Annotated in this window: 9 protein-coding genes; 6 read left to right on the top strand and 3 right to left on the bottom strand. The window is 44.6% G+C overall.

What is annotated here, in order from left to right:
- Nucleotides 1-1139: 1139 nt before the first annotated feature.
- The 6 genes from ACSAZK_RS13285 (at nucleotide 1140) to ACSAZK_RS13260 (ending at nucleotide 9275) form a co-directional block, all read left to right on the top strand.
- A complete protein-coding gene (locus ACSAZK_RS13285; protein ID WP_440954582.1) occupies nucleotides 1140-1715 on the top strand; it encodes a hypothetical protein in 576 nt (191 codons plus the stop codon).
- Between the two features lie 469 nt (nucleotides 1716-2184).
- The gene (locus ACSAZK_RS13280) at nucleotides 2185-3840 is read left to right on the top strand and encodes a tRNA uridine(34) 5-carboxymethylaminomethyl modification radical SAM/GNAT enzyme Elp3 (protein WP_440954581.1); all 1656 of its coding nucleotides are present in this window, start codon (nucleotides 2185-2187) and stop codon (nucleotides 3838-3840) included.
- Nucleotides 3841-5012: 1172 nt separating this feature from the next.
- Nucleotides 5013-5408: a DUF1699 family protein gene (locus tag ACSAZK_RS13275; RefSeq protein ID WP_048183701.1), complete on the top strand. Its 396-nt coding sequence runs from the start codon at nucleotides 5013-5015 to the stop codon at nucleotides 5406-5408.
- Between the two features lie 414 nt (nucleotides 5409-5822).
- On the top strand, nucleotides 5823-7097 hold the full coding sequence (locus tag ACSAZK_RS13270) for an MFS transporter (RefSeq protein WP_440954580.1): 1275 nt from the start codon (nucleotides 5823-5825) through the stop codon (nucleotides 7095-7097).
- A gap of 77 nt (nucleotides 7098-7174) precedes the next feature.
- On the top strand, nucleotides 7175-7663 hold the full coding sequence (locus tag ACSAZK_RS13265) for a hypothetical protein (RefSeq protein WP_440954579.1): 489 nt from the start codon (nucleotides 7175-7177) through the stop codon (nucleotides 7661-7663).
- A 211-nt stretch (nucleotides 7664-7874) separates the two neighbouring features.
- Nucleotides 7875-9275: a DHHA1 domain-containing protein gene (locus tag ACSAZK_RS13260; protein WP_440954578.1), complete on the top strand. Its 1401-nt coding sequence runs from the start codon at nucleotides 7875-7877 to the stop codon at nucleotides 9273-9275.
- A 51-nt stretch (nucleotides 9276-9326) separates the two neighbouring features.
- Here ACSAZK_RS13260 and ACSAZK_RS13255 read toward each other — a convergent pair whose 3' ends face one another.
- The 3 genes from ACSAZK_RS13255 to ACSAZK_RS13245 form a co-directional block, all read right to left on the bottom strand.
- Entirely contained in the window at nucleotides 9327-10085 is a 759-nt protein-coding gene (locus ACSAZK_RS13255) for a DUF128 domain-containing protein (protein WP_048180746.1), read from the bottom strand.
- Nucleotides 10086-10264: 179 nt separating this feature from the next.
- On the bottom strand, nucleotides 10265-11005 hold the full coding sequence (locus ACSAZK_RS13250) for a glucose-6-phosphate isomerase family protein (RefSeq protein WP_440954577.1): 741 nt from the start codon (nucleotides 11003-11005) through the stop codon (nucleotides 10265-10267).
- Between the two features lie 195 nt (nucleotides 11006-11200).
- Nucleotides 11201-11959, bottom strand: coding sequence for a ribonuclease H-like domain-containing protein (locus ACSAZK_RS13245; RefSeq protein ID WP_440957020.1), 759 nt, complete (start codon nucleotides 11957-11959; stop codon nucleotides 11201-11203).
- Nucleotides 11960-12061: the final 102 nt, after the last annotated feature.

Here is a 12061-nt window from a genome sequence, read left to right as displayed (position 1 = left end):
TTCACCGGTCTTCACCAAATTAGACGGATGGGAATTCGTCTATTGACGAAGTGGAGTCGTTACCCTCCTTATCCCTTCAAATTGGATTACAAGTGTTCTATAAAACAATTGCATTATTAAATCTTTTGTGGTCAATATATGAGAAATTAAACAGGAAAAGCGCAAAACAACGATACAAATGACGGTAAATGTCGAAAGGAACGAAAAAGAATAATCTCAGGGGGTAAACAAACAGATTAAATTCGAAATACTTATAAAATACTATTGAAAAAAGGTTGTGTGCTTGAGGGGAGTAGAGCAAAAGAATTTGAGGACAGACTTGTTTTTAAAATTTGTAAGCTATGAAGATCTTATGCTGTGAAGGGGCAAACCGGACCTGAGGAGTATGGGACCTGCGGGGATAAATCAGAGGTACAGAGTATACCCCATAATTACACAGGGAACGGCACACTGGATATTAGAGTATCCGGAAGATCAATGGCATGCCCATACGTAATTACAGTATGCCGCCTATGAGTGTGCTTCTTTGTGTATTATGTCTATATTATATCTGTATTATATCTGTAATTCTGAATCTTCTTTGACAGGCCAGGTCCGAACTATCGAGATGCCGGTAGAAATAGCCGGCGAAATATACGGAATACAACCTGAAATCAAAGCATACTGAATTTGGATTTTATAGCATAAATTGAAAAAAAGAAAAACGATAGGAGAAAAAAACCGAATTCAGATTATAAAAATAAAAAATGTTTTAAACACAATTATTTGCACAGTTGGGAACTGAAAGTATTGTCGTTAAAATTTCGGAAATTGTCGAATTAATGCGGTATATGGGAGTTCAGAGAAAATATTATAGAAATGAATAAATGAATAAGTTGATGAACTTGAGGTAAGATGAGAGAAAAAATATAATATATTCGTAATAATAAAATCATGAGAACTGTAGTATAATACAATGCAGCCAGATGCAGTAACCTAAAGTTTCAGTAACCGAAAGGTGCAGCAACCTAATGTTAATATATTCAAAAATTATATTAATAGCATATATCGAATACCTCTATTTAGAATGCCGTTATTGAATACCTCTATTGAATACCTCTGAATCCATAACCAAGTTAAAAACACAAGGGGACCTATATTTGGAAAATAAAGAGATCATAGAAGATGTCCAGTGCAAAATAAAAGCCATTAAAGGTGTAGAGGACACATATATTGTTACGGAGAAGGACAGGGAGAAAATTCTCGCGCTTGAAAAGGAAGCCGAAGGAGCAGTCCTGATGGGCCTCGGAATAGGAGACAACCGGGGAATAAAGGAGGTCTTCAATTGTCAGGTAATCATCGCTTTCACAACTAACATGGAATATGTCTGGCCGGAAGGGTCCAACGTTGTGCTCATGCAGTATGGGGAAAAGGTAGGAGAAGACGTTTACGACCCCGAAAAGCTTGAAGAATGCAAAAAATGTAAGGATATGATGGTCATGGGGAACCTCGTGATTTACAGAAATGCAGTCCCCAAACCAAAAGACGCAAAGAAAGAACCCCTCACCGTGGTCCTCCCCCCCCAGAAATGCCCGGAGGTCGAGTGTGCCTGCGGAGTGACCAATGTTGTACTCGGATCGCCTTCCACACCCACGGATGAATACATAAGAGAGCAGATGGGCCTGCAGACAGGAAAAGGACAGGGCACATTCATAATAGGGTTCAACTTCTGTTAAACAGCCAGGTATTAACGGCAGATTTGCAGAACACACAATATTGAGTACATAATTGGATTTATTTACACATTTACGGGGTGCTGCCTTCATCCGGAAGGACAAAACCCCGGCTTTTTTGGAAAACTCAAGTGAAAGTTAAACCACAGAAAGCACGGAAAACACGGAATAAAGGAAATAGGGGCACAATATTTCCGTGTATTCCGTGTATTCCGTGGTTATAAAGTAAGTGTAAATATTTACTTTCGAGACTTATAGATAGTGGAATCAGAATCACCGATAACTCCTAAATAAATGCTTCAAAATAACTTTTCGAATTAATTCATCAAAAGTAATTCCTCAAAAGTGAGATGTAAAAAAATTGGGGAAAGGTAATGGAAAAAAGACACACATTCCCCAAGCATATGCAGGTTCCCCCTGAAACTGCAATTACCAGGAAAGGAGTGAACCGGGAATCCCGGAGACCGGAAAAATGATATCTGAAACGAAAAAGGATGATTTTAACAGAGCCTGCCGGGAAGTCCTTGAGATGGTGCTGGCAGGCAGGATAAAAGACGAGGAGCAGCTGAACAGGGCAAAAAAAGACGTCAGCAAACGCTACCATCTGGCAAGCCTGCCCCGGAACGGGGACATTATAGTGCAGGGTACGCCGGAAGAGCAGGCCGTGACAAAGGAATTTTTAAGGCGGAAACCTGTAAGGACCATCTCAGGGGTTGCGGTGATTGCAGTGATGACTTCCCCTGCCCCCTGCCCGCACGGAGTCTGCCTGCCCTGTCCGGGGGGTCCGAATTCCGTATTTAAATCCCCCCAGAGTTATATGGGCAAAGAACCCGCCGCCATGAGGGCGATACGGCATGGGTTTGACCCTTACATGCAGGTACACTCCAGGCTTGCCCAGCTTAAGGAAATCGGGCACGACGTGGAGAAAGTAGAACTAATCGTAATGGGAGGCACGTTTTCGGCACGCAGCCTCGACTACCAGGAATGGTTCACAAAACGCTGCCTGGAAGCCATGAACGATTTTACGGGAACGGAATGGAGAGAGAAAGCAGCTGCCATCGGAACCGCTGTCCCTTACATCCCGCTCGAGGAAGTGCAAAAGGCAAATGAAACTGCGGCAATCCGAAACGTGGGCATTACCTTCGAAACCCGCCCGGACTGGACAAAGGAAGAGCATGTGGATGAGTTCCTGAGAATGGGAGGGACGAAAGTTGAGATAGGCGTCCAGAGTGTATACGATTTCGTGTTAACCCGTATGCAGCGTGGGCATGGCGTTGCGGAGATCGTAGAGGCAAACCGGATTTTGAGAGACAGCGCCTTCAAGGTTGGCTTCCACATGATGCCGCACCTGCCGGGAATGGATACGGAGCGGGACCTGAAAGGGTTTAAAAAGCTCTTTGAAGACCCGCGCTTCATGCCCGACTACCTGAAGATCTATCCCACCCTTGTAACAGAGGGAACACCTCTTTACAGGCTCTGGGAAGCCGGGGAATATGAGGCGCTTTCCGACGAGGATGCCGTGGAACTGATTGCAGACATAAAAGCAGTCCTCCCAAAATGGGTCAGGCTCCAGCGCATCCAGCGCGACATCCCCGCTCAACAGATCTTTGCAGGGGTCCGGAAGAGCAATATCCGGCAGCTTGCAGAAGAACGGCTGAAAGAAAAGGGTGGAAAATGCCGCTGCATCCGCTGTAGAGAAGTCGGGCACAACATCCTGAAAGGAAAGCAGGTACATGAGAAAGACATAGAACTCACAATGGAAACCTATGAAGCCTGCGGAGGCAAGGAGCACTTCATAGCTTTCGAAGACCTGACAGCTGACGTCCTGATAGGTTTTACTCGCCTGCGTTTCCCTGCTTTCCCCCACCGAAGGGAACTGGAAAACGCTGCCCTGATCCGGGAACTGCACGTCTACGGCTCAATGGTGCCCGTGGGAAAAGGGGCAAAAGGGGCCGACTGGCAGCACAGGGGATACGGAAAAGAGCTCCTCGAACATGCAGAGGAAATCGCATATAACGCCGGATACCGTAAACTGTCCATCATCAGCGGGATAGGAGCCAGGGAATATTACAGGAAATTCGGATATGCCCTTGAAGGCAGGTATATGTCGAAAAATCTTAAAATCTGAAACAGTATGGAGGAATCCGGCCCCTGTGCCTTTACTTCACAAACTTTAGGGGATTCCACCCCCATATTTTCAATATATAGTTTATTGACTGGAATACATTTTTCTTTTTTCTGCTGCAAAATCCTACCAAAAAATTTATTAAGTAATTTTTATAACTATAAATTGTTATTTAGTTTGTGGAAAGATGAAAAAGTCTCAGGAATAAAAAGAATTTCATTCCAAAGATTCAGAAGATTAAAAAAACAACACCTATTGAAGGGATAAATAAGAGAAATGAGGAGAAATGCCTCTCCACTTACTGAAAAAAATTTCAAATATATAAGATTTATCAAAAATAATTGATGTAAAAATATAAATAGTACTTTGCAAATAAAGTAAGCCAACATATCAACAATATTACAAAAATAGAAAAAAAATCTGCGCCAGTGTACAATGCTGGTTACTGCAGGCATACCAACCTGAGTAACAATCTGAAAAACGGTCTTAAAAGACCCTTGAAACCCGAGTAAAGTTGTTGAAAGCTCCAGAAATGATAGAAGAAGCCCTCATTTGTGGAACAAAAGCGCCAGAAAGAACACTAAGCAGCTTTACCAGAAACAATTCTTAAACACGAGAGAATTCCCCGTCCCACAAAATTAGAACTGCTTTCTTTAATAGAAAGCATTACAGAAAAATCTTAAATAGTATGATATGATATGGTAGACGTACTTTCACAAATCATATAAAATAATTATGAAGTTTATGGGAATTCCCGTATAAAAAAACTAGAAGTCTGGTCCGGAAAAGACCGCAAATCTCAGGAAACGAGACGTGAAAATGCGGACTCGAGAATTGGGCACTCCGGTTTAGGACTTTATAATCTCTCAAAAACAAAAGTAAAAAATGGGTAAGAGGTCTCGGAACTTCAAAACCTGAAAACCCGAAACAGGCCTATGAAACCCCAAAATAACAAACAAATCTAAAAAGGATATTAAAACCCATAATGTCCTTAAAAACCTAAAAACTCCCAAAATAAAAAAATAGAGCTATTAAACCCTTAAAACCCTTATAGCTCAAAAAACATTAAAAAATCCAAAAATCCCTAAAACCCAATAAATCCCTAAAATCCCTAAAACCCAAAAAAATTGAATAAACCCAAAAAACAGGAAATCCTGGAAAGAACGGTGATAAAAATGAAGATTAGAGTTGTAAGTTCAAAAGAAGAAATTGACACCTTAAAAAACGATGAAGAAATTGTCCACCTCGCATTCAGACCGTCCAACAAGGACATTTTCAAACTTATCATGAAATGTCCTGAAATAAAAGCGATCCACATCCCCAGCTCTTACAAGAGAACAATCTCCAGCTCTGCACAGATGTACCTCTCAATGCAGGGAATTTCGTTACTCGAAGGCGATGTATGGGGCCACAGGAAGGACATTAACGAATACTCCGAAGTTTCCCAGCACGTCTTTGACCGTATCGGCGAGCTCAAGGAAGAAGGCCTTTCCGACGAAGAGACCATCGAGAGGCTTGTCAGGGAAACCAGGCTCAGCCCGGACTTCGTAACCTTCATCATGTCAAACTGAATGCAAGGTTAGAATAAAATTTTGAAATTAAAAATAAAGCCGGTCATTCCTGATCGGCACCTTATTTCTCTTTTTAGATGGGACTTTAGATATTTTATATAATATTGCGTTCAAATTTTGTGTTCAAATTTTGTGTTCAAATTTTGTGTTAAATTTTTCGTTCAAATTTTGTGTTAAATTTTTCGTTCAAATTTTGTGTTAAATTTTTCGTTCAAACGGATTTTTTAAAGACATAACCATAAAGGCATTTTAACATCTCGTTTGGATTTACATGCAATTTAAGGCCTCGATTTCAAAAGTTTGCATGCCCGGTCTGAAGTCGGAACCGAAATATTTAGAATCGGCATAGTTATCGATGATGCCCGAGGGGTCCATTATGGGAAAATTTCTACTGGAGTTTGCCTGCCCATGAATATGGAAGAAATTAAGAAAAATCCAATGTACAATTACCTCCTTCTCCTTGCACTTTTCTCGGCAATAGGGCTTCAGGGTTGGCGAACCATTTTTAATAATTTTGCAGTTGATGTGGTTGGAATCAATGGTTATCAGGTAGGAGTAATCCAGTCAGTCCGGGAGATTCCCGGCTTTTTGACTTTTCTTGTAATATACGTACTTCTTGTGATAAAGGAGCACAGGTTATCGGCTATTTCGGTGTCCTGCCTGGGAGTGGGAATTTTTCTGACAGGCATCTTTCCTTCGTACAATGGGCTCATATTCACGACATTCGTGATGTCCGTCGGATTCCATTATTTTGAGACTACCAGCAACTCCCTTTCACTTCAATATTTTACAATGAATGAGGCTCCACTGGTCATGGGGAAACTAAGAAGTTACAAGGCTGTCGCAAACATCACTGTCGGAGCAGCCATCTGGTTACTTGCAAACCAGCTCGGAATAAAAGAGAACCTCATGCTTCTTGGGCTCCTCGTGATTGCAGGAGGAGTCTATGCATCCTCCATAAATCCTGCAAAAAAAGCCACAACTCCCCAGGAAAAGAAAATAGTGCTCAAACGCAGGTACTGGTTATTTTACGTACTTAATTTTCTGAGCGGGGCGAGAAGACAGGTCTTCGTAGTATTTGCCATTTTTATGCTGGTCACCAAATACGGTTTTGAGGTGCAGGATATCACGGTCCTTTTTATCATAAACAACATCATAACTTACCTGCTGACCCCATACATAGGAAAGGGGATAAACCTGCTTGGAGAAAGGAAAATGCTCTCGATTGAGTACTCCTCCATGGTTATTATCTTCCTCGGCTATGCCTTTATTGAAAACCGGGGGGTCATATCATTACTGTATGTCCTTGACAATATCTTCTTCCATTTCGCAATGGGAATCAATACATATTTCCAGAAAACAGCCGCCCCGAAAGACATAGCCCCCTCGATGGCTGTTGGTTTCACCATAAACCACATTTCCGCAGTCGTGATCCCCGTCTTCGGGGGGATGCTCTGGATGCTAAACTGGAAAATTCCCTTTATCATCGGCGCAGTACTGAGCGTGACGTCCCTTCTTTTCGTACAGATGATAAAGACTGAACCTACCGAAGAAAATGAAGCATATAATAGAGTGACCGATAAAGCAAGCAATAAAGAAAACGATAAAGCGGATGACAAAAACAGGAAACTCCCTCATGATGACACGGGCATACAGGAAACGGATACCCAGAGTATAAGTAACTCCTGAATAAGTAGCCCCTGGATAAGTAACTCCTGAATAAGTAAAATCTAAGTAGGATAGTACAAAACAAAAAAGGGAATTTTATGACAGAGTTCGAACGCGTACTTGTACACTCATTTAATACTTTTATCGAAGAGAAAGGCATAAGAGCCATTTCTTACCGGCTTAAGCAGCACAGGTTCACCCCTCAGTTCCTGGACGTACTTGTAGATTCCCTTAACCCGGATTATTACCTGGGGATAGAATGCAAGAGTATCTCCGTGGAGAAGGGAGCAAACGCCCTCTACTTTTCTCAGCATTTTACCGTGGATAAAAAAGGGGCCCACCAGATCCAGAGGATCTCCGACTACCTGAACAAATCCGGAAGACGGGGATACCTTGCAGTAGAACTACGCTTCGGGGCAGGGAAAGGCAGGAAAGCCTACATGATCCCCTGGGAAGAGTTGAAAAAGCGTTTCCTGGCGAAAGAACTCAAATTCACTGTCCGGGAAATCCAGGAGTTCCCGGAAATAAAAAGAGAGGGGAAAAACTACCGAATCGAGCCCCTGGAATGGGAGAGGAAAGAGACCTGAAAGGCCTCACAAAAAAGAGGGCTAAAACCCTTCAGAAAAATGTAGAAGAAAAATAGCAAAGAGAGCACAACAGAAAAAATATATCAAAGATGAAAAACAAAAAATAACAAAATCCCCAGAGAAAAACCCCATAAAAAATGCAACAAAAAAAACGCAGCAAAAAGAAAAATACCAGAAAGAAAACGGCAAAAAGAATGAGTTGAGAGGAACGATGTCTGAGCAAATGGAAGTACTCCGAAAAAGAGCCGAGAAGTGCGCTGAAGAAATAAAAAAACACAGGGCAGTCCATGTGGTATCCCATATCGACGCCGACGGGCTGACCTCAGCAGGTATAATCTGCACCGCCCTTGAGAGGGGAGGATTCGAGTACAGCGCCCGCTTTGTAAAACAGCTCAACGAAACAGCCCTGGATGAGATTGCTGACGAGAACCACGAACTTGTCGTCTTTACGGACCTGGGCAGCGGGATGTGCGAGCAGATAAAAGCCCGCAGGATCCAGGCTATTGTCTCAGACCACCACCAGCCCCAGGGAGACCTGGAGTTCCACCTGAACCCACACCTCTTCGGGGCAAACGGCTCCTATGAACTTAGCGGCTCGGGCAGTACCTATCTCCTGGCCTCGGCCCTGGGAAAAAACCGTGACTTATCCACACTCGCAATAGTTGGGGCAATCGGGGACATGCAGCACATGAAAATGGGCCAGCTTGTAGGGATCAACCGGGAAATCCTGGAAGAGGGAGTTGGAGGAGGCTGCCTTAAGTTCATGAAAGACCTGACCCTTTTTGGAAAACAGACCCGCCCGATCTTCAAGCTGCTCCAGTATTCCTCAGACCCCTACCTCCCCGGGCTTACAGGTAATGAGGAAGGCTGCATCGGGTTTTTGCACGACCTGAATATCCGCTTCAGCCAGGACGAGCGCTGGAGACGCTGGATCGACCTGGAAACCCCTGAAAAGCAAAAAATCGTCTCAGGGCTTATCCAGTACTGCCTGAAAGCCGGGATTCCCTCCTACAAGATCGAAAGGCTGGTTGGGGAGGTCTATGTCCTCCTGAAAGAGCGGGAAGGCACGGAAATGAGGGATGCTTCCGAGTTTTCCACCCTCCTCAACGCCACAGCCCGCTACGACCATGCCGAAATAGGGCTTGCGGTCTGCATGGGCGACAGGGAAGAAGCCTACGAAAAAGCCCGTGAACTGCTTGCGGAACACAGGCAAAACCTCGTGAACGGGCTTGTCTTTGTCAAGGAGAAGGGGGTCACTGAACTTGAAAACATCCAGTACTTCGACGCAGGCTCAGAGATAAAGGAAACAATCGTAGGAATTATTGCCGGGATGAGTTCAACCATTGTCCGGAACCGGAACCTGCCTATTATTGCTTTTGCAAACACCGAAGGAGGCGTCAAGGTCTCGGCAAGGGGCACCCAGGATTTGATCCGGCGGGGGATTAACCTCTCGGAAGCCATGACAAAAATCTCTGCAGAGGTCGGCGGGGCCGGGGGCGGACACGACATTGCAGCCGGGGCAACGATTCCGGAGAGTTCAAAAGAAGAATTTACCCGAAAACTGGACCTCTTTATCGGGGGGCAGTTGAAGGAGAGGGCAAATGCCAGGTAAAAAATAGCCCTGCTTGCCCTGAAAACCAAAAAAGAATTAGGCAAAAAGAACTCAAACGAGGTCTTCGATCCTGCTCATCTCCCTGAAAGAGATGAGTTGGGACATTGCGCTGGTATCAATCGAAATTCCGTACTCCTGGACCACAGCCATCGGGTTTGTCCCGCCTATGACAACTATCCCCAGGTGGTCCCTCTCAATAGGAACGTCCAGAACACGGGTATTGGGTTCCCCGACTTCAAGGATTCCACTAAAGCCAGCGTCCATTAAATCGGAAAGACGGCTTTCGATCTCGTCCCTGGCAACCATGGGGGCTTCCCTGAGGTTTGCAAGGATCTTACCTGAGCCTGTCCTGAGCATATCCGACACGGAAGTGACTCCCTGGGACATCAGGAGTTCCAGGGGGTCCACAGTGGTGCTTACGTAAGTCAGCACATCGGTAAAGCGGACAGGGGTCCCGTTCCGGATTTGGACCACTCCCCCCAGCTTGGGGTTTATGGGAATTCCCGCCTTCAGGAGCACGCCGTCAATGGTTATGCTGCAGACGGTCCCGACCCCTACTTTTCCTTCCCCTATGGTCATCTTTCCGATGGATTCACCTTCCGAAACTATTTTTATGTAAGGAGTTACCGAAAGCCCGCTGGAGATAACCATCTTGAAGATTCCCAGCACGTCGTCCAGGTCTTTTTTGTCGATGATCGAGAGGTTAAGTATGACATCCCCGTCCATTGCCTTCGGATCAAAGGTTGTCTTGTACATGAGGTCCTTGATTCTGGATGATGTGAACTGAATACGGTATCCATTTTTTTGCATTTCATCCCTCCGGATTATTCAAAGCATTTATACTTATTATAATTTATGTGCTAGTAGCCCAGCTGAAAACCTTGATTCCCCTTTATTCCCTGAACATGAAAACACTCTGAGGCCATGTAAGTGTAGGAGAAAGGAAAGAAGAGGAGAAAAACAAAACTTCAGACGCTTTCATCCCTGTTTCAAAACACCCTTTCTAAAGAATAGCTAAAGTCCTGAGGGGCTGTCAAAAACCTGAGCTTTTCAATATCATGAACCAGTTCATACATTTCTTTTCCGGAAAACAACCCAAATTCGGGCAGGTCACGGGGCTTCAGGTAGCGGATAGGGGGCACGTCCCTGTACAGGGGATTTTGGAGGAAACCGGTTTTAAGGAGAAAGTAAGCAGCCCCTGAAAGCCTCTTGATCGGCTCATAAACCGAGGAAAAGTCCCTGCAGACCCAGTTTGCCATCTCCAGGGTTTTCTCCGAAGCGTTTATGGTCACATGTCCGTAGCCAGGAGGAACGAGTACGCAATCCCCTTCTTCTGCCTCGACCACCACCACATCCAGAACCCTGTCCTCCACCCCGGGATCCACTTTTTGCAGGAGATAGGTTGCAGACCCCTCAAGTACCTGATAGACCTCAGGGTAAGTAATATCCGTACCAGGGACGTAAGGATGGTAATGCCCTACGGTTTTGATATACTCCGAACCGAGCATGTCCGGAGGGATGCGGGTAATATCGTACCTGAGCCCACTAGCTTTTATTAGCTCATGGTCCGTATCATTTTTCGAAAGGTCCCGGAACATATAGTACATGTCCAGGTTCCGTTCTTCGGCCTTGTCAAACCATTCCCGATCAAATATGACATATTCCATATCATGGAGCTTTCTAACATCCGCAGTAGTGGCATTCTCCCCAAACTTGAGTGTCAATTCCATTGAATTCCCCTTATCATCGATATAAATATGCGAATAAAAGTGAATTGTCTCAATCTAATAACGATACATAATTTACTTGACTAGAATATATATATGATGTCTAACCTGCTCTTTAAAGTGATGGGGGGCCGGTTTGTCAAACCTGTTGTCCAACCAATAGCATAACCTGTTGTCCAACCTCCTTTTGGAAAAGCTTCAACGGTTGCAGGATCCAAGAGCCTTTTCAACCATTTTCGGGTAAGTAAGTTCGATAATTGTTTTCAAATTAACTATATCCTCCTTGTTATAATTGAGAAGTGTGTCAAGAGCAGCCCGGTTTCCTTTCTCATACTGTTTCCAAAGCCTGACCGCATCGAATCCGCTTAGACCTTCCGTGTCTTCACTCCGGGAAATCCCGAGGACCTTTTCGATATGCTTGAGCCCCCCACTGTACCCGATACGCCGGAGGGGATACATAAGGTCAATATGAAGCTGGCTGAACTCAAGATCCGGGTACTCAGATTTTATGAAGGGGAGATCAAACCGGGCTCCGTTGAAGGAAACCAGCAGCTTGTATTTTGAAAACTCTTCCATGATCTCATCGAGATTTATCCCTCGAACGTAGGTTTTGGCTTCCTTGCCATCATAGATCCCCACAACGGTTATGTAGTCCCTGTCCGAGGAAAGGCCGGTTGTCTCTATGTCCACAAATGCCACGGAATCCGAAAAAAAGGGATATGCACGCCAGTGTTCGGAAGAAGGCAGACACTTTGAGAAATAGCAACAGTCGTTTGCCTCCAGCCGCTCCGAAGAATGCCTGATCCCTTCAAGGATCTTCTCCTTCCTGGCAGGGGAAATGGAGACGAGATCCTGCTTTTCGAGAAATTCTTCCCAGCTTCGAATCCCCGAAGCCCAGATTTTCTGCTCCACCGTCTTCCCTACGCCGGGAATATGGATATACGTACTCTTTAACATGTTTTTCACCTGAACCATTGGGATTAATGTTTAATAAAAATACTGTATGGGGACTGAAAGTGTTAGGGTGCGTAATATCGCAATTGAGCAATCCGATCATAA

This window comes from Methanosarcina sediminis (assembly GCF_052056915.1).
GTDB lineage: Archaea > Halobacteriota > Methanosarcinia > Methanosarcinales > Methanosarcinaceae > MTP4.
The sequence above is the reverse complement of the archived record's forward strand: the minus strand, read 5'-3'. Positions and strand labels throughout refer to the sequence as shown.

What these genes read in the sequence shown, in the direction of transcription:
- ACSAZK_RS13275 (WP_048183701.1), top strand. Translation starts at nt 5,013, where the DNA reads ATGAAGATTAGAGTTGTAAGTTCAAAAGAAGAAATTGACACCTTAAAA.
- ACSAZK_RS13245 (WP_440957020.1), bottom strand. Translation starts at nt 11,959, where the DNA reads ATGTTAAAGAGTACGTATATCCATATTCCCGGCGTAGGGAAGACGGTG.
- ACSAZK_RS13260 (WP_440954578.1), top strand. Translation starts at nt 7,875, where the DNA reads ATGTCTGAGCAAATGGAAGTACTCCGAAAAAGAGCCGAGAAGTGCGCT.
- ACSAZK_RS13280 (WP_440954581.1), top strand. Translation starts at nt 2,185, where the DNA reads ATGATATCTGAAACGAAAAAGGATGATTTTAACAGAGCCTGCCGGGAA.
- ACSAZK_RS13255 (WP_048180746.1), bottom strand. Translation starts at nt 10,085, where the DNA reads ATGCAAAAAAATGGATACCGTATTCAGTTCACATCATCCAGAATCAAG.
- ACSAZK_RS13270 (WP_440954580.1), top strand. Translation starts at nt 5,823, where the DNA reads ATGGAAGAAATTAAGAAAAATCCAATGTACAATTACCTCCTTCTCCTT.
- ACSAZK_RS13265 (WP_440954579.1), top strand. Translation starts at nt 7,175, where the DNA reads ATGACAGAGTTCGAACGCGTACTTGTACACTCATTTAATACTTTTATC.
- ACSAZK_RS13250 (WP_440954577.1), bottom strand. Translation starts at nt 11,005, where the DNA reads ATGGAATTGACACTCAAGTTTGGGGAGAATGCCACTACTGCGGATGTT.